The 25,276-nt window shown below is 57.7% G+C and carries 20 protein-coding genes and 1 pseudogene; 11 read left to right on the top strand and 10 right to left on the bottom strand.

The genetic code is table 11. The annotated features are described in order from the left end of the window. Positions 1 to 119: 119 nt before the first annotated feature. Complete coding sequence (locus Q0G85_RS06405) at positions 120 to 575, bottom strand: hypothetical protein (protein ID WP_297155893.1); 456 nt, start codon at positions 573 to 575, stop codon at positions 120 to 122. A gap of 376 nt (positions 576 to 951) precedes the next feature. Between Q0G85_RS06405 and Q0G85_RS06400 the strand changes: the two genes are divergently transcribed. Next, on the top strand, positions 952 to 1,857 hold the full coding sequence (locus tag Q0G85_RS06400; RefSeq protein WP_297155891.1) for a hypothetical protein: 906 nt from the start codon (positions 952 to 954) through the stop codon (positions 1,855 to 1,857). A 23-nt stretch (positions 1,858 to 1,880) separates the two neighbouring features. On the opposite strand, the pseudogene Q0G85_RS06395 reads toward Q0G85_RS06400, so the two are convergent. The 3 genes and pseudogenes from Q0G85_RS06395 to Q0G85_RS06385 all read right to left on the bottom strand — a co-directional run bounded on the left by Q0G85_RS06395 (position 1,881) and on the right by Q0G85_RS06385 (position 4,473). Then, a pseudogene (locus Q0G85_RS06395) lies at positions 1,881 to 3,503 on the bottom strand (DNA/RNA helicase domain-containing protein). A gap of 137 nt (positions 3,504 to 3,640) precedes the next feature. Then, on the bottom strand, positions 3,641 to 3,976 hold the full coding sequence (locus tag Q0G85_RS06390; RefSeq protein ID WP_297155889.1) for a nucleotide pyrophosphohydrolase: 336 nt from the start codon (positions 3,974 to 3,976) through the stop codon (positions 3,641 to 3,643). Between the two features lie 119 nt (positions 3,977 to 4,095). Further along, positions 4,096 to 4,473: a hypothetical protein gene (locus tag Q0G85_RS06385; RefSeq protein ID WP_297155887.1), complete on the bottom strand. Its 378-nt coding sequence runs from the start codon at positions 4,471 to 4,473 to the stop codon at positions 4,096 to 4,098. A 273-nt stretch (positions 4,474 to 4,746) separates the two neighbouring features. On the opposite strand from Q0G85_RS06385, the gene Q0G85_RS06380 reads away from it, so the two are divergent. Beyond that, entirely contained in the window at positions 4,747 to 6,195 is a 1,449-nt protein-coding gene (locus Q0G85_RS06380; RefSeq protein WP_297155886.1) for an ATP-binding protein, read from the top strand. Between the two features lie 664 nt (positions 6,196 to 6,859). Here the strand turns inward: Q0G85_RS06380 and Q0G85_RS06375 are convergent. Beyond that, entirely contained in the window at positions 6,860 to 8,074 is a 1,215-nt protein-coding gene (locus Q0G85_RS06375; RefSeq protein WP_297155884.1) for a response regulator transcription factor, read from the bottom strand. 826 nt (positions 8,075 to 8,900) lie between these two features. Here Q0G85_RS06375 and Q0G85_RS06370 point away from each other — a divergent pair. Genes Q0G85_RS06370 through Q0G85_RS06355 form a run of 4 tightly spaced genes read left to right on the top strand, consistent with a single transcriptional unit; the run spans position 8,901 to position 12,684 of the window. Next, positions 8,901 to 9,353, top strand: coding sequence for a hypothetical protein (locus Q0G85_RS06370; protein ID WP_297155882.1), 453 nt, complete (start codon positions 8,901 to 8,903; stop codon positions 9,351 to 9,353). 55 nt (positions 9,354 to 9,408) lie between these two features. Continuing rightward, positions 9,409 to 10,944, top strand: a complete 1,536-nt coding sequence (locus Q0G85_RS06365; RefSeq protein WP_297155881.1) for a hypothetical protein — start codon at positions 9,409 to 9,411, stop codon at positions 10,942 to 10,944. 43 nt (positions 10,945 to 10,987) lie between these two features. Then, positions 10,988 to 12,250, top strand: a complete 1,263-nt coding sequence (locus Q0G85_RS06360; protein ID WP_297155879.1) for an aminotransferase class V-fold PLP-dependent enzyme — start codon at positions 10,988 to 10,990, stop codon at positions 12,248 to 12,250. After that, a complete protein-coding gene (locus Q0G85_RS06355) occupies positions 12,250 to 12,684 on the top strand; it encodes a SufE family protein (RefSeq protein ID WP_297155909.1) in 435 nt (144 codons plus the stop codon). Before Q0G85_RS06360 ends, Q0G85_RS06355 begins: the two co-directional genes overlap by 1 nt. Before the next feature lie 171 nt (positions 12,685 to 12,855). Here Q0G85_RS06355 and Q0G85_RS06350 read toward each other — a convergent pair whose 3' ends face one another. From Q0G85_RS06350 to Q0G85_RS06330, 5 genes are all read right to left on the bottom strand, one after another. Beyond that, on the bottom strand, positions 12,856 to 14,520 hold the full coding sequence (locus tag Q0G85_RS06350; protein ID WP_297155875.1) for a CdaR family transcriptional regulator: 1,665 nt from the start codon (positions 14,518 to 14,520) through the stop codon (positions 12,856 to 12,858). A gap of 574 nt (positions 14,521 to 15,094) precedes the next feature. Beyond that, positions 15,095 to 16,198 (bottom strand): aldo/keto reductase, encoded by a 1,104-nt coding sequence (locus Q0G85_RS06345; RefSeq protein ID WP_297155872.1) that lies wholly within the window; start codon positions 16,196 to 16,198, stop codon positions 15,095 to 15,097. A gap of 220 nt (positions 16,199 to 16,418) precedes the next feature. Continuing rightward, positions 16,419 to 16,778 carry a TIGR04076 family protein gene (locus Q0G85_RS06340; protein ID WP_297155871.1) on the bottom strand — a complete coding sequence of 120 codons (360 nt, stop codon included), beginning with the start codon at positions 16,776 to 16,778 and terminating at the stop codon, positions 16,419 to 16,421. Positions 16,779 to 17,095: 317 nt separating this feature from the next. Continuing rightward, a complete protein-coding gene (locus Q0G85_RS06335) occupies positions 17,096 to 17,569 on the bottom strand; it encodes a hypothetical protein (RefSeq protein ID WP_297155867.1) in 474 nt (157 codons plus the stop codon). A 361-nt stretch (positions 17,570 to 17,930) separates the two neighbouring features. Beyond that, the gene (locus tag Q0G85_RS06330) at positions 17,931 to 18,398 is read right to left on the bottom strand and encodes a DUF1893 domain-containing protein (protein WP_297155864.1); all 468 of its coding nucleotides are present in this window, start codon (positions 18,396 to 18,398) and stop codon (positions 17,931 to 17,933) included. 185 nt (positions 18,399 to 18,583) lie between these two features. On the opposite strand from Q0G85_RS06330, the gene Q0G85_RS06325 reads away from it, so the two are divergent. The 5 genes from Q0G85_RS06325 to Q0G85_RS06305 form a co-directional block, all read left to right on the top strand. Then, a complete protein-coding gene (locus Q0G85_RS06325; RefSeq protein ID WP_297155862.1) occupies positions 18,584 to 20,047 on the top strand; it encodes a PLP-dependent aminotransferase family protein in 1,464 nt (487 codons plus the stop codon). Positions 20,048 to 20,483: 436 nt separating this feature from the next. Further along, entirely contained in the window at positions 20,484 to 21,698 is a 1,215-nt protein-coding gene (locus Q0G85_RS06320) for a pyridoxal phosphate-dependent aminotransferase (protein WP_297155860.1), read from the top strand. Between the two features lie 21 nt (positions 21,699 to 21,719). Next, the gene (locus tag Q0G85_RS06315; RefSeq protein ID WP_297155858.1) at positions 21,720 to 22,769 is read left to right on the top strand and encodes a hypothetical protein; all 1,050 of its coding nucleotides are present in this window, start codon (positions 21,720 to 21,722) and stop codon (positions 22,767 to 22,769) included. Between the two features lie 16 nt (positions 22,770 to 22,785). Continuing rightward, complete coding sequence (locus tag Q0G85_RS06310; protein WP_297155855.1) at positions 22,786 to 24,111, top strand: cytosine permease; 1,326 nt, start codon at positions 22,786 to 22,788, stop codon at positions 24,109 to 24,111. Beyond that, the coding region (locus Q0G85_RS06305; protein WP_297155853.1) for a Sapep family Mn(2+)-dependent dipeptidase at positions 24,111 to 25,276 on the top strand (1,166 nt) is incomplete at its 3' end. The genes Q0G85_RS06310 and Q0G85_RS06305, both read left to right, overlap by 1 nt.

The raw sequence follows: 25,276 nt of genomic DNA, 5'->3' as shown, positions 1-25,276 counted from the left end.
AACAACCTCAAGCAATTCAGCCGATCGAACGTGCTTTAAAGAAATGAAGGTCGCTGCCAACAAAGGCGCGATCGGCAGAAGCGGCATGCGGTGTTCGGTGGGGCCCCGAGTTTGCGTGCTCAAAGGATGCTCCTGCGAACATCCGGTACGTCGATGGCGAATATGGCGAGGAGGGCGATCAGCGCGCGGAAGGCAAAATCGCGAACGTCGCCAACGCTGCCGAAGAACAGCCCGAGCTCTAGAAGCGCAAGTGCAAGGACGCAGATGACGCAGAATACCGCCGCCATTGTTATCGCGAGCTTGACTATTTTTGCGCGGGTTTCTTCGCGCGAGAGGGAATGAGCCGGATCCTCGCGCTGCTGCCTGCACATTTCGAAGACGACGAGCGGTGCGGCAATCGCGATCCAGACGAAAATGGCGATTTTTTGAGCGAGGATGTGGCCGGGGTGGCTCGATATCTGATCGCTATCGGCAAACGATCCGATGAGGGCAAGGGCGCAGTAGGCCGCGATAAGCAGCAGAGCCTCGAGGACCGCAAAGCGAGCCCGCTTCCTTTTCGACGGTTCGTTCTGCATGATAGGCCTTCCGAAAAAATGGGCAATAACCCATTTTATTTCCATCATAGTATAGTTATGAAGTGTCTTGGTATGTGTTGTGTTATTGTCTCCGGCAAGAGTTAAGGACTCTCTTCATCAATTTCACGCCGATAGGTAAGGAGGTGACTTTATTGCAGCGAGTGCAGAAAGACCGAAAAGGCACTCGTGGAGAGTCATCGTTTTGAATTCAATGTTGACAAGCGCAGCCTATATTATTGACTAGTTAGCTTGAAATGGAGCCAGTTATGATTGTAAGCATGCTTATCAATATCGGAATGCGATAATTTCAACGTTTATCGTTTATCTTTTGGGGTGTCTGTTCGTTCCCGCGGGCTATGCAAGTATGGACAGGCCAATGGATTCAGATGACCGTTCATTCAATGTATTGTTTCGAGTTGTTGCTCCGGTTGTTGTCTGGTGTCCGATGGCCTGTTTGGCATCGAGCTTCTTCGTTGACTATTTGGCGCCGATCGCTTGGGTTTCTCTTGCCATGTACTGGCTGATACGTTTTACGCTAACTATTTTATTCAATCCCGCTAGCTTAGATCTAGTAGGGCTACCTGCTAGGGCAGTTGTTTCCTGCTTGATTGGGGCGTATTTTTCGACATTTCTTGTTGGTTCAGGTTTCGAATTCTTAGTTCCTGACAGAGGCGATGTTGTATTCCAATTCTGGCTTATCATTGGAATGGCCTGCATTTCTCTTATCGTTGGAGCTGGCAACAAGAGGATCTGTGAGGATCTTGAAAAATATTATTATGAGGTAGAGCGATGCGCGGAATCATTGCTGCCAGAACGGTACCAGGCAGACGTTGCGCTCACGGTTCTTTTCTATACGATTGGGATGATCGAGGCTCGTTATCGCGGAAAATGGTTTCGAAGGCTTGAGCGACTTGCAGCTCATCTTGGAATCGCCAAGTCTACTGGGATTATGCAAGTGGTGTCGCCAACTCCGTTGTCTGATAAAGAGAGCGTTGTTCAATCGCTTCCATTAATTGAGAAAATTTGGAATGATTATCTCTCTAAATCCGAGGCGGTAAAGTTGAATGCTAAATATTCGGTAATGGGAAATAACAGCTATGAGTATTTAACATCTTTGATGCTGGATGAGATGAGTATGGACGCCAGCGCCCTATACGCTCGATATAACGGAAGTGATCAAGTGGATGCTCGGAAGTTTATGTCTGTGGCGAAAAGAAAGGTTCTTCAGAGGGACTATTTGCGTCCAAGCAGGAGCCACAAAACGAAAGTCGTATATCAATAGACAATCGTGGAACTCCAATAGATCTAGCTTGTTGTACGTGATACGGGTTCGACGATGCCTCCTCTGATGGTAGCGTTCTGACCGCGGAGTACTTCCTGACCACTTTGGGAAATGAACTTGGAGAAGTAGTCTCTCAACTTAGGGCTTTTCCCATATATGTGAGTCCCCAGGATCCCGCGGGTTAGTAGCACGTAATAAATGTTCTTGACATAGCGATCAAGCTCTTGTTTGGAAGCCGTTGCAAACCCATTGCGATCGTAGTAGCTCGCTTTGTTTGATTCGGGCACGCCGCTTTCTCCTAGAACTAAATCCTCGCCAATAATCACATAAGCATAGCTCAGGTCATAGCCTTGAATGGAGTGGATACATCCGACTTCATGCGCGATCTGGGGGTTGTCTACGCCTCGTCCAACCCAGTTGTCGTAAGTGCAGTTCCACCTAAGGCCAATGTTGTCTATTACAATATCTTGAGCTTTAGTGTCATTCTTTGATACCCATTTTCAGGCATAGCCAGCAATCATTCTGCTCAGGTTGTGCTCCTGATAATTTCGTTCGAAACTATTGACGAAATCGGTAAAGCTGTCATGGAGGACGAAATCGTATCCTTCAAAGGTCTCGCACGAAGATTGGTTGCCGTCGAGCACATTTTGGATGAACTTGAGGTATGTATCCCCTCCTTTTACCCTCATCTGACTTTCTAGCTTAATGGGATTGTTTGCGGCATTGCCCAGGGCGCGCTGCATCGCGGCATGGCCTAGGCAAGAGGGCCCAATACTCTGAAGTGGATCGTAGAAAAAGATAGGAAGTTTTGCTTGGCTGACAATCCAGTCCATCTGGGTTGCTTCATTCGGCAGTCCTAGCTTTTTGCTGACCTTATCGTAGTTTCCATACTGCGTGCCTAAGTTAACTCGACGTTTTAGCTTATGGGATTCGTCTACGAGCACAATATCGAAGCACTTCCCTTTGCCAGGTTGATAGCCTATGGCGGGTTTAACTAAATCGGTCGGCGCAATGATATCGGAGGGGTCTAGTCCACTGACGTTTGCCAGTGATATTCGGAGCGTGTTGCGAAGGGACGTAACAGGTTCGATGATGCGTATGTTCATGTCCTTATAGCGAGGGTCGTCGCGTAGCATCTTGAGGAGATAGATGGCGAGTACCGTTTTGCCTGTACCTGGCATACCTTCGACTACGATAGGCTCAGACTTGTCAATTCCGTTGTCAATGGCGTGAAGTATCTTATCCAATGCTACGCGCTGGTCTGTGGTTAGTCCCTTGAACGGGGAATACTTAAAGACTTCCGATTCTTCAATCTCATCTATCGCGTGCTTCGCGAGCTCCAGCCTACGGAGCTCATTCCATAGCTCCTCGAACATTTCCGTATAGATTGTCTTACTGAAGTAGTTTGTATCGGTCATCCCGTCATTCTTATTGGTTAGCACATAGCGGCCATCTGCATGCATGTATCCAATAAGACGATGTTCGAAGTCGGTGACAACCGAACTGTTGAATTCCTCGTTGTAGATAACGTTGACTGTGTCAAAGTCTCGTTTTTCCTCGTTGGCACCGTGCTGGCTCATTCGTGTTGCGATGCTTGTGGTCTGGCCAACGTACGCGGAGTCTTTGTTCGTCAGTATGTACACCATTGGCCAATTGAGCACCCTGTCTTCTTCGAGATCAAGAACTGAATAGTCAATCTGCTCGCCGTGGCGGAATGGGCACCGGTCGATGAGGAAAGGCGCACCCTTTGGCGCTTCCGCGGACTTGGTTGTCGGAATGGTGATCATAGGTCAGTATACTTTCTGGCATTGCCTCGGGACTTTTCTATGGGGTATTTTCTCGCGTCCTCGTCTATTTTACTGTCGACCGCTTCCGCTAGGTCAACGCCTAGTGCGTCCGCTAAATAAATGCAGTATATGACAACATCTGCTAACTCCTCTTTTGCTTTATCGGTTTTCGCTGAAACTACGAGGTCGCTACCAGACCATTGGAATATCTCCAGCAGCTCTGCGGCTTCTAAGTTAACTGATATTGCGAGATCCTTTGGGTTGTGGAATTTAGCCCAGTCCCTTTCTTCTCGAAAAGCTAGAGTTTTCTTTATTGCTTCTTCGAAATTCACACGCCCTCCTTATCGTTGTTTCTGACCTTGTGCTTATGCATGTGGCGGTTTCATGCTTTCGCTGCAGAAGAAACTTTTGTTTCCGCTGTGGCTTCGACTTTCTTTGAGCTGATTAGCCTTTAGTGGACATTCTCGCTTTCCAGTTCCTTTCTCAACGTGCGGTATTGTTGCCTGCTGATGAGACCTCGCTCGTGAGCTGTCCTCGCTGCAGCTTCCAAGCGATCGGGCAGCATTTTGCCTTTGCATGCGAGAATGGCGTCGTGTGCGCTTTGGCAGGGAATGCCATTGTACGCCGTAGTTGGTTTAATCCCCCTGATCCATTCGACCTTGATGTTTTCTGGCAACTTTCGCCTTGTGCGACGAGGTGTTGCTACGAACACGCGGATGGGGTTTGTGGGGGCAAGGTCGAGCATGGCGATGACGGATTCGCCGTAGAGCAGGGCACCGGGCCCGACGGACATGACTGCCCATGCATACGTGTCGCTTGGATCGGGCACCCACTGTTCAAGCTGGTAGAGCCCGTGTCCGACTTTCGCAATGCGCCCCGTTTGGCATATTGGACAAGCTCGTTGTTGCTCACTCCCGCTTCTCGTGCTTGCGCAGAGGTGATCAGTCCGTGGTTGTCGGCAGCAATCTCGTATATGTATTCGAGATCCCTGCCCGCTCCTACTTGCTAACTTGCCAACTTGCTAAACAACTTGCCAACTTGCTAAGTAACTTGCTAAACTAGCAAGAAAAAGTTAGCAAGTTGCGAAAAGCGAGATTCCCATATGGACGCAAAAGAGCTTGAAGCTGTGATTCAGCAGCTGAAATCGTCGTGTACCGACAGCCAGTCGGTCGAGGTGAAAGAATCCGTCGGGAAGATGCCCTCGAGCATCGCCGAGACGATTTCTGCGTTCGCGAACGGTTCGGGCGGCACAATTGTGCTGGGCCTGTCCGAAAAAAACGGTTTCATGCCTGCGGAAAGGTTCAACGCCCATCGGATTGCGGATGCTCTCTCGCAGGCATGTTCGGACAAGCTTACCCCGCCCGTGCGCGCCAGCATCGATATCTTGGAATATGGTGGCGCCAACGTGGTCGTTGCCACTGTCGACGAGATTTCGCCTCGCGACAAGCCCTGCTACGTCACGAGTAAGGGGATGTACCAGGGTTCCTTCATCCGCTCGTTCGACGGCGATAGGAGGCTGAGCTCCTACGGGATCGACAGGCTGCTTGAGGACAAGACGCAGCCGTCACACGATGCCGAGATTGTGGCGGAAGCGACGATGGACGATCTGGACAATGGCCTGTTCAATGGTGTGATCCAGCGCCAGAAATCACTTCATCCGAGAGTGTTCGCGAACCTTGACGACGAAGAGGCGGCAATCAATCTGAGGATCGCGGCGAGGGACGGGGACGGCGTGCTTCGGCCGACACTGGCGGGCCTCCTCGCCTTGGGCGTGTACCCCCAGAAGTACTTCCCTCGCCTTACCGTCACGTTCGCCGCTTACCCGAATGACGACAAGGCATCTGAGGGCGGCGTGAAGTACCTCGACTCCGAGAAGATGGTGGGTCCCATATCTGCCATTATCGCCGACACGGTGGCCGCAGTGCAAAGGAATACTAGGCTCGGCGGGGCCATGGTCGGCGCGACAAGAGTCGACGTTCCCGACTACCCGTCTGCCGCCGTGCGCGAGGCAGTCTGCAACGCACTTATGCACAGGGACTACTCCGAGCTCGCTCGCGGCACCCAGGTCCAGGTGAACCTCTACGATGATCGCCTGGAGTTCCTGAGTCCGGGCGGCCTTTATGGCACCGTGACTGCCGCCACGGTTGCCCTCGCGGGTTACTCCTCGACGAGGAATCAATATCTTGCCGACATTCTGGAGTCCACGCCTTACGAAGGAGGATTTGTTGCGGAGAACAGAGGGACGGGCTTCAAGCTTATGGTGCTCGAGCTTAAGCGAAACCAGATGGACGCGCCCGTCGTCAGGGACTCGGTCGCGATGTTCTCACTTGAGTTCCGCCGGCGTACGGACCAGCCGTCGATCGGCTCTGCCTACGATGAGATAGTCTCCTTCGTCTCCGCGAACGAGCCGTGCAGCGCAGGCGAGATTTCTGCTGGCCTGAGCATACCCAGGAGTACTGTCACGTATCGCCTGAGGAAGCTTGTTGACGAGAAGAGGCTGGAGAGGGTTGGGGCGGAAAGAAGCAGAAATCAGAAATACCGTCTGCCGTAGCTGCGAGTGGAATAAGTGAGACAAAGCGCCCGACCCCTGTCCCGCTTCTACTTGCTAACTTGCCAACTTGCTAAACAACTTGCTAATCAAACTGACAATAGTTAGCAAGAAGCGGGACAAGTCACCCGACTCCCGCCTCGCCCCGCCTCGCCTTCCATCCCTTTGGCGCGCTTTCCTTCGGGGCGTAACAAGACATTCCGTCTCGACTGTGCTGCTCGGTTCGACGCTCGGTCTCGCCCGCGTAAGCGGCACCCCCGTGAACTCCCGCGGCAGAAAAATAGGGGAGACCTGCCAGAAATCGGGAGGTTTTCATCAGCGGAAGGCCTTTGAAGGGCGCTCCCCGCCCCTCGCGGCTGGCAGACGTGAGCGACCTGTAGGCATAAGGCCAGGTCAGCGGCATTATGCTTTCCGGGCAGCGCCCCCTCCTTCCCGCGCCCTCTTCCCGAGTTGATGAAAACTACCCGATTTCTGGCAGGATCCCCCTCTTGAAAGTGCATGCCTGATGAGAAGTGAGGCAAATCACACGACCCCGACTCCGACTCCTGCCCCGCTTCCACTTGCCCACTTGCTAAATGAGCCAGAAGCAGTTAGCAAGCTGCGAGACAAATCATCCGACCTCTGTCTCGCCTTGGGGCAAGTCGGCAAGCAGAAGCGGGCGGCATCGTCACCCCAGCGAACGACTCTTCTCTTCCACGAGGTCGATAAGCTCGTTTTTCGAGTGAATCTCCATCTTGTGATAGATGGTATTGATGTGGCACTTAACTGTGTGCTTGGAGATAAAGAGCAGGTTGGCTACGTATTCTGCGTTCCTCCCTCTTGCGAGGAGGCGCAGAACCTCTCCCTGCCTTTTCGTGAGGTTGTACTCAAGGCAGACTGCATCGCACGCGTTTTCCCAATCGCTGGCGCTGTGATCGCCATCGGCGCCATCCGCCTCCTTGTCGAAGCTTAGTGCAGGTGCGGAGAGGCCTTCTCCAAAATAGAAAAGACACGCTCCGCACGCCGCAAGTGCCATGAGCAGGGCAAGGGAGAGACATGTCCCAGCTTCGGGACTGACCGCGGTTGCTTGCGCGCCGGAGATGACGGGTGAACATGCCCAACCGACCAAGGCGCCGCCGCACAGAGAAAGCCCCAAGCAGGAGAAAGAGATAGCCGGAAGCTTGTGGAACACATGCTCCCGCATGAAAACAGACAGGTAAAGAACCGCGCACAGGGAAAACGATGCAACGGATATCGTGATGGCAGCCAGCATAAGCAGCTTGAGGTTCAGCGCGCATCCTGCAGCGGCAAGGGCCAGGCTGATGCTCAGAAGTGGCGGGTAAGCCCTTGCGCACCACGTGCTGACGGTCGAGTTTTGGAAGGCTTTCAGGAACGTTGCGCCAAGTGCCAAGAGAGAGCTTGCGCCGCATATCAACATCACGGTCGACGCAGCCGCTGGGGAAGGTATGCCCCCAACCCGCAGCTCGCCTCCTATGCAGGTTACCGTCGCGATGAACACGGCCGTGTGCACTGCTGCGCCACCGATCATGGGCGGCAGCTTGTGCAGCTCATGCCCCTTGCAGAACCATGTGGGATTGAGCCCCTCGCTCGGGTAGCTGAAAGCGCGGTGGGAAAGCTTGAACAGGGCGGTGGCCGCCACCGGCAGCGCTGTCAGCGCGGCGGCGCGTACGGCAATCCCGAGCGCTGCTGCCGCAAAGCCGAGTGACGCCGCTCCGAATAGCCCCAAGGAGACAGAGACGCACAAGCAGGTCGTTGAGTCCCTCAGGTACAGCAAGCTGAAGTAGACCATCCAATGCGACAAGCTCTGGGCGAGGAGGATTCCGCTTGCCAGCTCGCCGACGACGCAGAGCATAGGCGAGGCGGCAAGCGTGCCGACGAGCATCAAGGCTCCTCCTAGAGCGCCCGCAATTGCCACAATCGTCATGCTTACTCGAAGCGCCACTTTTTTGAAGGCGACACGGTTGAGGATTGCGAGCAAGCTGGATCCGAAGGCGCACCCGACCAATAGCCAAGGCACACCAGCCGGCTCGAAGCTTCCTCGCAGCGGTGAGTCTAAATAGGTAAGCAGTCCAGCAAAGAGCCAACACCATGTTAGAGAGAAGCCGACAGTGCAGGGTAACAAGTTGCTCGCAGTCAAGTGCTCTATGCTGCCTGTCACCTCTCCGTAGTCGTCGAAATCAGTCATTAAAGTTCCCCCCTTGAACTTTTCCCTCTTTCTCAATTGTGCCGCAACTGGCTGGTCTTGTCATGCCGGCCATCGCTTCAAACATCGTCCTGAACGGGCATTTTAGTAAATTAAACCTTCTGGTATTAGGCGGTTTGCGCTAAATGTACCATCGGGTTTAAGCGGCATGGCGAGGTATTGCGCCTGAGCTTTCGAGATGCATGCCGTACGGCATGCACTCAAGCAGGTGAAGTGGGTCTCGACAGGCGCTCTAAGCACGGCCCGACAAGGAAGGCGGGGTTTGCTGGGCCTGCTTCAAATCGTCAGTCCTATGCTCTTGCGCTCATAATATTGCCCTCAAGGCATTAAACCTCTCTTTGCGCTCAAAAACTTGACCTGCGAAAACTTCGTCTATTTCATCGTGCCGAAGGTATTATGCCCGCAATTACACCATCTGGCGCGAGTGACTGCGAGCCAGGTCGGGTCCATGATGCAAATCGCAAACCGCAAAGTAGTGACACGGAACGGGAGCGGAGGCACTGGCATGGACGCTGACATCGAGAAGACGCTCCAGGCGCTGTTGGCGTCGAAGGAGGCGGCGAGCGCTGCGGCTCAGATGGCGCGAAAGGCTCGTGACGAGAAGACGCTCACGCGCAAGCAGCTGGCTGCGCACGTGCGGTCCTACATCGCCGCAAAGTTCCTGCTTGATTCCGAGTGCATTGCCGATCGAGAAATGGAGGAGCTTGCCGAGGAAAGCTTGGCGAAGCTCACGGCTATCCCCGCAGGGCGGATCGAGAGGGCGGACATTCCCGCTTCGTGCAGCAGTGCAAGTTCGAAAGACATGAAGCTTGCGAAGCTGTACCTGGCATTGCGCAAGGATTTCGACGCGGATGTGAACGGCATGAGGCTTGCATTGGCCGACACTGCAGACGATATCGCCAATTTGCTATGGGAGGCCTATGGGCTTGATCTGGTCGACGAGGAGGCGGCCAGCTGAAGCTATAAAGAGAGCCCTGCCACGTGGCAGGGGAATCGGAGAGAAGGGAAGAGCAATGCTCAAGCACGTAACAGATGTGAAGCTCAACGTGAAGCCTGTGTTCACGGGGATGGAGCACCAGTACTACTACGAGGGGCCATGCCGCTTTGGCCATGGGGAGGAAAACGAGCCGGGATACGATGCACTGGCCAATGGCCGTGTGCTCAAGGGATTTCTCGCTGACATCGACTCCCATATCGGAGACATCGACTGCTTCAATGTGATGGAGCCCACGGTGGTAACCAGTACCGATGGATGGGATATCAAAGACGAGTTCTTCGATGCGCTGCTCGCTGACAACGCGAACGTCGACGTCTACATCACGATGACGAGTTTGGGTACCAACGACTACGCCGACGAGTTCGCCCGTCGCTGCGGCAAGCCCATCATTCCCTGGCCGGGCAACTACTTCACCCTGTTCCCCACGGCGGGAGCGAAGAATATGGGCGCCGACCTGGTCGGTTGCATGGACTGGGACGAGATTGAGATGAGCCTGAGGGTGCTGCTGGCTCAGAAGGTGCTTGCAAACGCCAATGTGCTGCTGGCGCCGCGCTTTAACAGCGAGCGCGCCAACGCTGGCGGTAGCGACACCTTCGTCAGCCAGGCCGAGGTGACGCGCCGATTTGGCACGAACTTCCGCTATGTCAACATGCACGAGCTGCTGGATGACATGAAGCCGCTGCCTGAAGGCGGCAATCACACCACGCCTGGCCGCGCCGACAGTTGCAATGTCACCGAGGCAGACGTCGCCGAGATGGAGAAGATGGCAGACGAGCTCATGGCGGGTGCGCATACGTGCTGTATCGACAAGCAGTACCTGGTCAACTCTCTTGTTGCCTGGCGAGCGGTCCAAAAGGTTATGGACTACTACGACTGCATGGGCTTCGCGGCTCCCTGTCCCGACATGTGCTCTACAAGGCGCGTGAACGAGCAGAAGTTCACCATGTGCCTGGCCCACTCGCTCAACTTGGAGCAGGGCATCGCCTCTGCCTGCGAATACGATGTTACAGCTGCTCTGTGCATGCTCATCCAGATGAGCCTCTCCCGTGGAGCTGCCTATATGGGCAACACCATCCCCATCTTGCGCAGGGATGGCGTCACGCAGATGCCCTTCTTCCTGTCCGAGGCCGAAAAGCAGCGTTATGACGGAATGGACAATCTCTACCTGGTGTTCCACTCCACCACTTGCCGCAAGCTCAGGGGCTTTGAGGAGAAGGCGAGTGGCTATGCACTGCGTCACTTCGCGTTCGATCAGAAGTTCGGTGCGGTTTTCCGCCACGACTTCAACCAGGATGAGGGCCAGAATGTCACTTTCATTCGCATCTCCGGCGATCTTTCGCAGATGCTCATCGGGCGCGGCACCATCTTGGGCGACATCAGCTATGACACCGACGGCTGTGGCGGCGGCTTCGTGTTCCAGGTGGAAGACTCCCGCAAGCTCTTCCACGCGCAGACGGCACAAGGCCTGCACATGGTGTACGCATTCGGCGACTACACCGATGAGCTGACCTGCTTGGCCAAGCGTCTGGGCCTCGAGCCGGTGCTGGTCTAAACGACCGATTGTATGAGGGGGCGGTGCAACGATGGAGGCGGATATGAGTCGGGTAGAGGAGCTAAGGCGTGCCTTCCCGTTGTTTGCGGAGGGCGGGGAAAACGCCCAGCATGCTGATGCCGCGCAGTCGGAAGGCGTCAAGTCGTGCATCTACCTGGATAATGCTGCCACAACACAGGTGCCCGCCCCCGTCATTGATGCCGTGTCTGCGCATCTTGCGACCCACAACGCGAACGTCCATCGCTCGTCTAACCCACTTGCTGCTCGTGCGACGAGGGCGTATGAGAATGCGAGGGCTGACGTCGCCGCCTTCATCGGCTGCGAGGATTCGACTCAGGTGGTGTTCACTTCAAGTGCCACCGAGGCGCTGAACCTGGTGGCGGAGGGCCTGGCCCATACGCTGGGGGAGGGGGATGCCGTGCTGGTGACGGCGTTGGAGCATAATTCCAACCTGCTTCCCTGGATGCGCGTGTGCCACCAGACGGGTGCCGAACTGCGCGTCGTTCCCCCGCAAGCGGATGGCGCCGTCGATCTTGTCGCTTATAGGCGCCTGCTGGCGGATGGGCGTGTACGCGTGGCGGCCTTCACCTGCGCTTCAAATGTCTCGGGCGTGCTACTTCCGTATCGGGAGATGGCAGCGGCGGCAAAGGACGAAGGCGCCCTCGTGGTATTGGATGCCACGCAAATCATGCGTGGTGGCTTTCAGGTGAAAGAGGCGGGATGCGACTTCGTCTGCTTTTCCGGCCATAAGATGCTCGCCACCATGGGCATCGGCGTTTTGGCTGGTGCCCCCGGCGCGCTCGGACGACTCGAGGTCGTGAAACTGGGTGGCGGTATGGCTGAGGACGTCGGGGCGGATGGCGTCGAGTTCTCCCCGCTGCCTCACAGGCTTGAGGCGGGCACTCCCAATGTGCCCGGTGCCGTTGGCCTGGCGCGCGCTGCGTCGTTCCTCGACTCGGTTGGTCTGGACTGGATTCGCTCGCGCGAGCAGTGTCTCGTCAGGCTGTTGGAGGTGGGGCTGTGCTCCATTCCCGGGGTGCAGGTCGTTGCCGCTGGCACGCCAAAGGCAGGTTCGGTTTCGTTTACCGTCGATGGGGCGGACTGCTTCGATGTTGCTTCTCTCTTGGGCAAGCAGGGCATCGCCGTTCGCTCGGGCAGCCATTGCGCCCACCGCTACCTGAAGGTTTTGGGGCTTTCTGCGGCCGTGCGCCTCTCGCCGGCTTTCTATACTACAGAAGCGGAGATTGAAAGGGCGCTTGCTGGCGTGGAGAAGGCGCTTTCCGTGTTGAGGGGGGCACAACTGTGATGGACGCTTCTTCGATACCGGGGAGGGAAGAGCAGGTACTTGCAGGGCTTGATGCCTTGGAGGATTGGGAGCTTCAGTTCGCCTACGTGCTGAGCTTCGTGGGCAAGGCGCATGAGCTGCCCGAGGAGTTGCGCGATGACACCCATCGGGTGCGAGGCTGCGTGTCGCGAGCCTGGGTGGAGCTTGCCGTTGACGAGGGCGGAACGTTTGCTATGCGCTCGGCTGCCGAACCGCTGATTGTGCGCGGTCTGCTCGGTCTCATCGGGCATTTGGTTGACGGCCAGCCTGCACGGGATGTCGCCTGCTGGAAGCCGCGTTTGTTGGAAGACGATAATGTGGGTGGCCTCTTGACAGCGGAGCGCAACACCGGCGTCCATGCGGTGCTTGTTGCCGTGCACGACTGCGCGAAGCAGGCATGCGTTATCTGCGAGTAGGGTGAAGGCGAGGGTAAGACTCGGCTCTGCGGTTCAGTTCAGGCTGTCGTGCTGTGCGTGGTTGCTGCGCACGCACAGCGGCCAGTTGTCCATGAAGAGCTGCGCCTGATCAGGCTAGGCTCTTTGCCACACTTCCCGTCTCGACACCCGAAGGGCCTCCACGTTCGGGACCTAAACAATCATCTGGCGGAACTTGTTCGAGGTGAGAATCTTGTACCGATAGCAGCTGATCAGGCGCTCGCGCGTGCCGAACTGCCCCAGGTCTATTCCGAAGCGCTTCTCGATGCTGCCGATTCGGTAGAGCACGTTGTTGCGGTGCATGTGCAGCTGCTGCGCCGTTGGCGTGGTCTTGCGCTCGTTGAACAGGTAGCAGTACAGAAGCTTCACGTCGCTTACGCTATGTCCCGGCTCGGCGGCGACGATGTCGTCCAAGATGGTGTGGTCCATGCAAAACGACCACAGGTCCGGGTCGACCTCGCGCCCGTCGAGGCAATAGTACGCGAACGCATCGCCGAAGTGGAACACCCGTCGGCTGTCGATGTTGTCGAGCGGGCGCATCTCGATATCGATGCAGGATTTATACGAGCGCGCGATGCGGGTTTGCTTGAACGCGAAATGAAGGTTGCGCAGGTGCTCGAATGTATCTGACACGTAAGCCGTGCATTTCATTTCGCGGCAGAACGCGTCGAGCTTCTCGAAGTCCTCCTTGCGTCGCTCGACGTGCGCTTCTTTGCAAAAGCTCAGCACGAGGAGCGAATCCTCGTAGGAAAAGACCTGGTAGTTGGGGTAGGTCTTCTGCAACATGGACGCGACCCACGATGGCTGCTCGGCGTATTCGCCCCCTCGATAGTCGATCATCCCCAGCCCGAACCAGCCGGTGCGCTCAAGGCCGAGGAGCGCCGATTGTTCGTCGAAGTAGGCTTGCGTCAGCCGCGTGTTGTCGATGATCTTCCTTAGGAAAAGCGCCGCGGGGGACTCGTTGAAAAACGTGTTGTCCACGATTTGCTGGCAGGCGCTCGATAGCATCCTAAACAAATCGACCATGCCCGGCGTCGCTTCGTGATTGTTGCAGACCATGACGATGTGGCCGGCGTAGGAATTCCCGTCCTTCAAGACGCACGTGATGTACTTGAAGGGGACGGTCTCGTCCGGCCCGAAGACGTTGATGCCCGATTGGTCTCGCCATTCTCCGAACGCGCCGATCGATTCCGCTGCTTTGACAGCGTCGATGTTGTGGCAGCCCAGGCGCACGAGTTCGATCGAAAGCGGGTCGGCGGGTTCGATGTTTCTGGTGCGAGCGATAAGGCTGTAGGTCGAGTCGTTCGCGTCGATGAAGTTGTTGAACAGAGGCTCGCTCTCGTCGATGAGTTCTTGGATGGTGCCCTTCCGCGAGACGATGCCGTCGAGGTTGTTCGTCCACTCGCGTATCGCGAAGAGGCGGGAGTAGACCGTTGACATGGCGGTTCCCAAAAGCTTCGTCTTGCTGGTCGGCGTTTTGCCGCGGACGACGATCAGCTGGCGCAGGAAGCTTGCGGGGAAGGGAGGCGCGTCGGGCGAGAAAGGCTCGTCTTGCTGAAGGACGATAAGCCCGATTGCGTGGGGGTGCTGCGTGAAGAGATCCTCGGCATCGACGGCTTCGATGATGTAGAGGGTCACTCGATCATCGTAAGGAGTCTGCTTATCGGTTGGAAGAAGAGCACTGCACCAGGATATGGTGCGATTCGGGTTCTCGGGCGTCGAGATGATCTCGAAATCGTTGAGATGATCGAGAACGATATTGATAGTTGCTGCCCCGAAAGTGCTTCTCGGAGAAGCGCCACGACCGCCGTTTTCCATATGCCCCCCTTGCGTCCCTCACTCGTCGGTAGCCATTATAGGGAAACGCCCTGAAAATCGCACGTCATTGCGACGATTCAAAGCTTCCACGCGAGCCCGAAATCTGTGCTGCGAATTGAGGCAAACTACCCGACTCCTGCCTCGCCTGTCATGCGTTATGCAGGGTATCCGAGCGAAATGAGACTTGGAATCGGGGACGAAACGAGCAGAACCATGGGCTCGTGGTCATTTGGGCGAGTTGTGCGACATTCGAATCGCCGAAAACCCGCGTTTTCGCTCTCTGGGAGGTCTGCAGGTGCGTCCTTGCCTGCAAAAGGCCAGGTCACGAATTTCCCATTGGAGCGCGGGAGCAAAAACGGGAGCGCACAACTCGTCCAAATGACCACTAACTTGCCGTCCTGCTCCCGGAAGGTCGCTCGAAGGCCGCATCCGGTCGCGAGGGCTGCGGCGCCTCGCGCAAGCGTGCGATAATCTGCGCCACTTGCGCCAACCTGACGCAAACGAACGGGCCGCTCGGGGAGGGAACTCTCTGAGCGGCCCGTTCTCGTTCGACAAGGGAGCGTCGACGTCGCTTCTACTCGCCAGCCAAGGCGTCGTTTCCGCCTTGCTCCTCCTCGTTCACGTTCATATGGATGATTCCTTTGTATCGCGGGCTCTCGCGTTCGAGCGTATAGCAGTCGCCCTGAAGGCGCGGGTACCCGTCGAGGAATGCCGTGATGGCCGCGTCGTCCTCGGGAGAAAGTTCGAACCCGAAGATCTTGCAGTTGTCGGCGACGTGGCGGCTGTTGCGCACGCCGACGATGGTGCAGGCGACGCTCGGGCGTCCCAGGATGTACTTGGTCGCGATGTGCGAGACGCCGACGCCGTAGTGGGCGGCGATCTCCTCGAGCAGTTCGAGCAGCTTTTGATATCCCTCGTATCCGACGGAATCCTCGAGCACCTGCAGGTACTTCACCTGCGAGCGAGTCTCGGGCGTAATCGTGCCGACGCCTTCCCATCGCTTCGCAAGAAGGCCGCCTGCCAGCGTTCCGTAGCAGACGTGCTTGATGCCGGCGCTTTCGCAGTAGCTCGAGAGCGCAAGCTCGGGACGGCGGTCGAACAGGGAGTACTGGCTTTGGCAGGAGACGATCGGCACGCCCGCATCGACGATTTCCTTCAGGTGCGGCGCGTCGAAGTTGGTGACGCCGATGTTGCGAATCTTCCCCTTCTCCTTCAGCTTCAAAAGGTCGTGGGCCACCTCGATATAGCCCGGCACGCTGTAGTCCCACCAGTGGAACTGCACGAGGTCAAGCGTGTCGCGGTTGAGCCTGCGCAGGCTCCGATCGATGATCGACTCGGTGTGCTTGAAGGTCACATTGGCGAGAATATCGAGGTCAGGCACGTATTTCGTGTGGATTTGGATGTCGTCGGCGCAAACCGGCCCCTCGCCGCGTTTCAGGCGTGTAACGAGCGTCCCCAAAAACTCCTCGACGCCGGTGTAGATGTCGCCGCAGTCGAACGTGGTGAAGCCGTGCTCGATAAGCTCGAAGAAGGCGTGCATGACGTCATCGAAGTCGATCGGCGCGTCGAGCGCGTGGCCGTCGGAGAGCTGCCAGCACCCGTTGATGACGCGGCTTACGTTGTAGCCGGGCGCAAGCTCGATGCGCTCGGCGCGGGGCAAATCGGAGAAGGTTTCCATATCGATCCTTTCGAAGTGTTCTCACGAAGATGGTGGCTGAAGGGCGCTGGCGCGTCAACCAGCACGCGGCTGGCGCAAGATGCTGGCCTGCGTACGGCAGGCCAGCATCTTGCGCCAGCCATGGCAAGTAGCGGCATCACGCACCCACGGCGGAAACGGCTCGCATGCGGCTAGCGTCGGGCTCCCGCGCAATCGTCGTCAGCCGCATGCCTCGTGCGCTCTATTCGCTTTTGGGCATGGCGTCGAGTTGAGCGAGGGGCACTATCGTGCAGTCGCCATGGCGGAAGGTGCGCATGCCTGTGCGGGTAATCTTGAACCGTGCGCCACAGTTCGGGTCGGGACACGCGATGATGTCGTCGGTTCCCATCCAGTCGGCGTCTTGCAGGGGGCGTTGCTTCGCGGGCAAGAGCGGGAGCAGGGCCGATAGGGCATAGAGCGAGAAGGCGCCTCCCTCGGGGAACACGAGGTTCTCCCCTTGAACGAGAAACGCGTCGCCTTCCTTGTGGGAGCACACGAAGGGTTTCTCGCCGTGGGCCACTTCGACCTTCAAATCATAGAGCGTGAACTCGTCGTTTTCCATCAGGTTCCTTCCTTATTGCGCGCGAATGACGTCGTGTAGCGTTTGAACGGGGTTGCAGCCTCAGGCGGCAGGCCGCGCAGGTACTCTGCTCGCTTGTGGTTATCGAGCCCGAGACGAGGCTTCCTTTCGCCGCACTATTATACAAGGTGCCTCACGGAGCTCGTCTTTCTCTGCCCTTTCGAATTCGTCGTATCGCAATAATCTTGTCCGATTGGATGTTGGAGGCAAGCAAGAGGCCCGCTCAGCGGTGGGCGGGCCTTGTTCGTGAGGTGGTGCTATGGCGCGGTCGAGTTGGCTTGCGCCCGCAAGTGCGTGCCCTACTCCTTCTCGCGCGAGAGCGTAAGGAAGCTAAAGGGGCACGTCGCGGGGGTGCCGCTGCGACGTGCGAAGCGCACGAGAAAGCTTACGCCCGAAAGCGCGAGCGCGATGCCGAGACCTGTATAGAAGAAGGCGATGAACCACATCGGGACCAGACCGAACGCGCGCAGCGAGATTCCGCCCGACATCATGATCGCCATCATGATGTAGCCCGACGCGTCGAAGAAGCGCCAAAAGCCGATCTTGTCGTCTTCGTAGGCTGCGATTCGATTCGAATGCTTGCCTACCATCTTCGAGAAGATCTTCATGTGGAACAGCGTGAACACCACGACGGCGCCGATGATGATCGCCCAAACGTAGCCCATGTTGATTTGTGCGAACGCCTGGATGCCCAGCCAGGCGATGTTTCCGCCGGCGGCAAGCCAAACAATGCCGGCGATAAGAAGCAGCGTGCGCTTAGAGACTTTGAACATTTCAGTTCCCCCTCATAAGGAAGTCGGTGGCTCAATCATATTCCTCAGCCTGAAAGAATGGGGTTATCGGGCCAAATCTGCAAATATCGGAAATCTCGGCGATTATGGGCCATCTTTCGCGGCACCGGTCGTCGTCGAGGAATTTCCGCCATCATACAAGGCGGGCGCTGCAAACTGGATTGCCCGCGCCCGCTTCGACATCGTCTATGATATGACCCTTGCAAGTGAACATCAAAGGGCTCTTGTTCAGATGCTGCGGCCCGTTCTCGACTTCGCCGTGATTGCATGTTCGCCCGTGATTGGGGTGCCTTGCTTGCCGAGGCGCCTCGGCAAGCAAGGCACGACAGCTACAGCGACGCTGCTACTTGCGCGAGGCTGCCATCCGGCGGACGCATTCGCGAATCGCGCGCTCTGCCTCGCGTGGGTCGGAGATGCCGGCGACGCAGGCGTCCATGGGGCACTGCCCGTCTCCCGTGCGGTTCACGATGAAGGGCACCAGCTCGTTGCAACCGCAGGCGATTCCGTTTTCCAGCAGGATGTCCCGCGCGTCCTCGCTCATAGCGGTCGCAAAGACCGCCGTCGGTTTAAGCTGCACGTACAGAAGAGCCGGCGCCTTACCCACGACTTTGTCGGCGACAGACCAGCCCTCGAAGCTGCAGCCTGCGGAAACCCATTGGAGCAGGGGCTTCACACCGCGCTCTCGAGTGATTTTGACCTCGCCATTGCGGACGGCCACGCAGGTTGCCCCCTCGGTGGAGAGCAGCTTTGCGTGCGCAAGTTCGATGTCGTCCGTCTTAAGGGTGACGCCGTTTGGGGTTTTCAGTTGCATCCAGGCTCCTTCGGCAGTTCGTAAGATTCTCTGGAAAGCGTACCACGCAGGCGGTCGAGCTTGCCAGTGGTCTTCCTGTTGGACGGCCGATTCGGCGTCTCGCCCCTTCTTTCCCTATGAGGAGGGCGTCGCGGCTTTATGCTTTCGGTTGGCTGTATTCGCGTGGACGGGAAGTGGCGGGCGCAATGAACTTGGAAATCGAGAGGGAATCCCCGGTTCCGATTTACCTGCAAATCAAATCGCAGGTTAAAGGTCAGATTCTATCGGGTGAGCTCCTCGACGGCTCCCCGATGCCCTCAGAGCGGGTGCTCGCCGAGCAGCTCGGCATCCATCGCAACACCGTCACTCGGGCATACGGCGAGCTTAAGGCCGAGGGGCTTCTGCGCGCAAGCCAGGGCAAGGGATATCGGGTAAGCGTTCGCTCCCATAAGAACACGATTGCGGCTTTGCGGCCCGTGAACTGGGGCGCACTGACGCAGAACAGCTACGCCGACACTGAAAGCAGCTTTGTCCTGCAGTTCGCTAAGAGCTTCGACGACGGCATCATCTCGTTCGCCGGGGGAATTGCCGCGCGCGAGCCCTATCCGCTGGAAGAGACGGCGCGGATAATCGAGAAGATACTGCGGACCAATCGTGAGAAGGCATATTTCTTCGCGTCGATCCAGGGGGATGAGGATCTGCGGCGCAACCTGGTGAAATTCGTGTCCCGTAAGGGTATCAAGGCCGATTCCTCCAATATCCAGGTGTTTTCCGATAACAACCAGGCGCTTCACTTCATCCTGTCGATGTTCTTGCATCCAGGGGACTCGGTGATCGTCGATGAGCTGTCCTCGCCCGATGTGCCGCGCAGCGTCGAGCTTGCCGGCGGCCACGTCGTGCGCGTTCCGAGCGATGACGAGGGCATGGTGTGCGCGACGATGGCGGGCATCATCGAGGAGGAGGCGCCTGCGTTCATCTACGTGGAAGCCGGCTATTCGAACCCGACGGGCACGGCCCTGTCCACAGCTCGCAAGAAGGAGCTGCTCGACCTATCCTATAGCTATGGGATTCCGATCATCGAGGCGGATGAAACTTCCGAACTTTTCTTAGACGGCGCCCCTTTGCCCACGATCAAATCGATGGACACGGGCGATAACGTGATTTATCTGCACTCGTTCGCGCTTTCCATGATTCCGGGAATCGGGGTTTCGTTCGTCGTCGCTAACCAGGGCATGATCAACAACCTGTGCAACATGACCATGCTGCATATCGTGAACTCGGACTGGGCCGCGCAAATGGTAACCGTCGAGCATCTCGCGTCGGGCAAGCTCTATGAGCGGCTCGCGGAATTCCGCGCCATATATCGGAAAAAGCGGGACCTCATGTGCGCGCGCCTTGACGAGCTGGCCGAGCACTACCCCTTGAGGTACGTGAAGCCCGGCGGGGGAGTGTATATCTGGGTCGAGCTACCGCGGCGCATCAGCGCGAAGTCGCTTTTGACCAGGGCTCGCAGGCACGGCGTGACGTTCATGACGGGTGAGTCGTTTTTCGAGGAGCCTTCGCGGGGCAGGTCGCATATCAGGCTCAACTATTCTTATCCATCGCTTGACGAGATCGAGCGCGGCATGGACGCGCTTGGGTTGGCGCTTGGCGAGGCGCTCGAAGGCTAGAAGTGGGCTTTCGGCGGCGCGAACTTTTGAAGTTGGGTCGCGCCTGCCGCTTCGAATGCCGTCGCCCGCCGGGTCACGCCCGCTGCTTCGGATGCCGCCGCTCGCTGGGCCGCGTCTGTCGCATCGATAGTTGCCGCCTTCCTGGTCGCTCCCTTCGCTTCGAATGCTGTTGCCGCGAGCCAACTGGCACAATCCACACTGACGCGAATTCCGCTGGCGCAGGCCAACTGGCACAAGCGAAAACGGCCTGACTGGCACTTTATCACACTGTAGTGGTAGAGCTAAGATAAGGAAGTTCTGCAAGTCAGTCGTCGTCGGGATGGAGCAGCAAGATGGGAAGGCAAACAGCGGGCGAGGGTGCACCTCAGAGCGCTCGGTCACGCGTTTGCAACATCGTCTCTCGCGAGATCTCGGCAGCCGTGGTGAGGTAGACAACATGCCAATGCGATCGAAGATGACGCCCTTCTTCCAAACGCTTAAAGGGGGGCTTTTCGAGTCCGTTAACAAGGCGGATGTGGGGGACAATGCCGACAAGATGAAGGCCGACAATGTCGCCATGCTGAGTTGGGCCGATCCATTCTTCCCCGACGACAGGATGGACGAGGACATTCGTCGTGCCGTCGTCTCGTCCTTGGGCGATGGAACTGCACAACACTACACCGCCCCTATCGGCAACGCCGAGCTCAAAAAGGTCATCGCCGAGAAGGTGGCGCGCTTCAACGGCATCCCCGCCGACCCGCAGCGCAACATCATCATTACGCCCGGCTCGGACTCTGCCCTGTTCTTCTCGCTGATCCCGTTTGTGGAGCACGGCGACGAGGTCATGATCGTCGACCCGAGCTATCCGAACAACTTCCAGGCCGTCGAGATTTTGGGCGGGGTTCCCGTCTCGGTCCCCGTGCGCCCCGAAACGGGGTTCGAGCTCGAAATCGAGGAGTTCGAGCGGCGCCTGACGGACAAGACCAAGCTTGTCATCCTCACCAACCCGAACAACCCCACAACGGTCGTGTACTCGCGCAAATCGCTCGAGCAGCTTGCCGCGTTCATCGTCAAGCATGACTTGCTTGCCATCGTTGACCAGGCCTTCGAGGATATCGTCTACGACGGGCGGGAAATGGTCTCGCTGGGTTCGCTGGAGGGCATGCTGCAAAAGACCGTCACCATCTTCTCCATTTCCAAGGGCATGGGGCTTAGCGGCTTTCGGGTCGGCTGCATCGTCGCGTCGGACCGGCTCATCGATACGCTGTTCGCCTCCGCGGTAAGCGTTGTCGGGGCGACGAACACCGCAGCGCAGCTCGCCGCCATCGCCGCCTATGGCAAACGGGACGAGCTGATTGCGGAGTACTCGGCGATTTTCGACAGGCGCAGGCGCTTCGTCTACGATGCCCCCGGCGTTCGGATGCAGATGCCGCAAAGCGCCTTCCTTTCCTGGATTGATGTCAGCCAGCTGGGAACGTCGGACGAGATCGTCGATTACCTGGTGCGCGAGGCGAAGGTCTTCGTCAATTCTGGCAATTGCTACGGAAGCCAAGGTGAAGGATATATCCGGCTTGTCCAAGGCTGTTACGCCGACGACGCCGATATAGAGCAGGCCGTCCTGAGGATCAGGGAGGCGCTGCTGAATAAAAGTAGAGAACGAGGAATCAGTTAAGGTCGAAAGAGAGGACGTACCATGGAAAAGAGCAAAGAGCGCATCGTCGCAGAGGCGATGATCAAGGACTACTTCAAGATGAAGCCGGACGAGTTTCTCGCCATCACGGCTGATCAGGGCTCGAACTTCCCGCAGATTGAGGCCTTCCTTGAAGTGGCGCACGAAGAGGGCATCAAGTGCACCGTTTTGAAGACGGCGACCCCTCCGGGTCAGAGCAAGGCCGCTCAGGCGACCATCCCCGTCGAGGCGACGATCGCCTTCCTCATGAACGTGGACTGCTGGCTCGACGCGGGATCGATGGGCCTTCTGTATTCCGACATCTTCGAGGAGGTCACCGTCAAGAACAAGCGCATGCGCTACATGCTGATCGTGAACCTCTCCACCGACCTGCTCTACGACATGTACTGCGGCTTCAATGCCGATGCCATGATCGAGCTGACGTGCAAGATCAAGGACATGCTCAACGAGTCCAGCGAGTACACGATGCGCAACGCCGCGGGCACCGACATCACCTTCGAGATGGACCACAACAACTTCATCTGCGTCGATAACGGCGATGCCAGCAAGTACGGCGTGTTCACGCCGCCTGCCTCGGTGAACGTCATCCCGAAGCAGGGAACGGCGAAGGGCACTATCGCCTGCCGCGCGCTCTATGCCGACCCCGAGCCGAACTTCGTCACCGACACGCCCGTGTTCATACACGTCGAAAACGGCGAGGTCTTCAAGATCGACGGCGACGAGAAGGGCGCGGCGGCCATGAACAAGTGGTACGACAAGTTCGCCTACGACGAGAACGCGCACAAGATCGCCCACACCATGATCGGCATGCTGCCGAGTGTGACCGAGATGTCTGGCTACGTCGTCAAAGACGAGCGCTTGAACGGCGGCTCCTGCTGGGGCATCGGGCATGTGAGTGCGCTGGACATGCCGCCTGCGGGGCAGCCCTCCGACACGCATTTCGACGTCATCCTGGAGAAGGTGAGCGTCTATCTTGACGGGGTTGCGATCATGGAGAACGGCGAGTTCGTCCATCCCGACCTCAAGCCTATTGCGGACAAACTTGTTGGTTAGCAGGGAGAATCATCACATGAGCGAACAGAAGAAAATCGACGGCTCCATGGAGAGCGTCACACTGGGCAAGGTGCCCCAGAAGGACCGCAAGAGCTGGGTCACCATCATGCTCATCCAGGCGGGCATCATGGTCAGCGTTCCCTGCCTTATGGTGGGCTCGACGATGGCCACCTGCCTCGATCTGCCCAACGCCATCATCGCCGTGGCGGCGGGCTTTGCGATCGCCGTGTTCTTCATGACCCTGATCGGTATGCAGAGCAGCGATCTTGGCAGGCCGATGTGCGTCGCGGCGAGCTCGGCGTTCGGCAAGACGGGCGTGCGGATCTTCCTCATGACGCTGTTCTCATGCGCGCTGGTGTGCTGGTTCGGCTACCAGAGCGTCGTGTGCGGCCAGGCTTTCTCAAACCTGATGGGGCAGTTCTTCGGCATCGACATCGATGTGAACGTCTCGATCATCGTTTGGGGCGTCATCATGATGCTCACGGCGATTTGGGGAATCAACGCCTTGGGCTGGCTTAACAACGTTGCCATCCCCGCTTTGCTCATCGTTATTGTGGTGGCTGCTGTCATCTGCTTCAACACCTACGATGTTTCGGTGCTGGCATCCTACGGGCCTCCCGCCGAGACGCAGATCTCTCTGCTTGCGGGCGTTGCCATGGCGTTCGGTGGGCAGTCCTGCGGCATGGTTGTCACCGGTGACATCACCCGCTTCCAGAAGACCCGCAAAGACACTATCCTCTCGACTGTTATCGGCGTCTTCCCGGTGAGCCTTCTCATGATCGTTTTGGGCTACATGCTCGCCGTCATGACTGGCGATTCCGACATCAGCAACATCCTGTGCACCTTGGGCCTTCCCGTGCTCGGTATGCTGGTGCTCATCCTCGCGACGTGGACGACCAACACCACCAACTCCTACAGCGCGGGCATCGACATGGTCATGCTGTTCGGCACCAGCGAGAAATCGCGCGGGCTTATGACTCTCATTGCGGGCGCCCTGGGAACAATTTTGGCGCTGACGGGCATCATGAACACCTTCATGGACTTCCTCAATATTTGCGGCGCGGCGTTCGGCCCTGTTGCCGGCGTGATCGTGGCCGACTACTGGATCGTGCGCAAGGGCAACCCCGACAACTGGTTCTACAAGGCGGGCTTCGATTGGGTCGGCATCGTGAGCTGGCTTGCGGGCGTGCTGTTCACCGTGCTCGTGCTGACCGACTACTCCGTGTTCCTGGGAATCGTCCTTTCCTTTGTGCTCTACATCGTGCTGCGCAAGCTTGTTCCTGAGAAGCGCAACGTCGTGGAAGAGGAGCCCGAAGCAGCCGAGGAAGCTCAGGTGGCTTAATGGCTGACTACGATTTCTCGCGCATCGAGGAGGGCCTTGTCGGTGACTTGTGCGACATCATCGCCGTTCCGACGGTGAACAACGGCAATCCGAAGCCGGGTATGCCGTTCGGCGAGGACGTCGCGGCGGGCTTTGATTGGGTGCGCGCGAAGGCGGCCGAGTTCGACTTCGACGTCACCGAGTTCGATGGCTATGCGCTGCAGGTCGATATCGGCACGGGCGAGCATGTCGTTGGCGTGTTGTGCCATGTTGACGTGGTTCCCGCAGGTGATGGATGGGAAAGCGATCCTTTCGAGGGCATCGTTAAAGACGGCAAGCTCTTCGGAAGGGGCACCGTCGACGACAAGGGTCCGCTCGTTTGCGCGCTGTATGCCGCGAAGCACCTGCGCGACAACGGGATGATCCCCGATGATTCGAGGATTCGCATCGTGGTCGGCGGGGACGAGGAAGTCGGCTGGGAAGATATCAAGTACTACACCGAGCATGCCGAGGCACCTGAGATTTCCTTCGCTGCCGATGGGATGTTCCCGCTGATCTTCGGCGAGAAGGGACTCATCGACTTCGACTACATTTGGAAGATTGAGCGCGATGGCGCGTCGCAGGTGCGGCTTGTGTCCTTCGAGGGTGGCGTTGCCCGCAACAGCGTCCCCACAAACGCGCGGTTTGAGCTTGTGGCGGCGTGTCCTGAGGATGCGGCGCGCACGCTGGAGGATGCGGCGCGCGCGCTGTGCGTCGAGGCGCAGGTGAGCTGCGACGGGGAGCGCGTTGAAGCGATCGTGCAGGGGAAGGGTGCTCACGCCATGTTCCCCGAGCGCGGGGTTAACGCGGTTGTCGGCACGATGGCCCTGCTCGACGCGCTGGGCGAGGAACTCGATTGCCATGCGTTCGTGGCGGCGTTCGCGCGGCGTGTCGGCGGCGATTACAACGGGGGATTGCTCGGTTGCGCGTGCGCCGATGAGGCGTCGGGGCCGCTCACGCTCAACGTCGGCAAGCTCGCGGTTGAGGGGGACACGGCTACGGCGGCGCTCGATATCCGCTATCCCATCAGCGCCGACTTCGAGACAATTCTCGGGGTGGTCAAGGAAGCTGCGGAGGACATGGGGTGCGCGTTTGAGATGGCGGAGCACCTCGGCCCGATTTACTTCAAGAGGGACGACGAGGTTGT

This window comes from uncultured Ellagibacter sp. (assembly GCF_934617235.1).
Lineage (GTDB): Bacteria > Actinomycetota > Coriobacteriia > Coriobacteriales > Eggerthellaceae > Ellagibacter.
The sequence above is the reverse complement of the archived record's forward strand: the minus strand, read 5'-3'. Positions and strand labels throughout refer to the sequence as shown.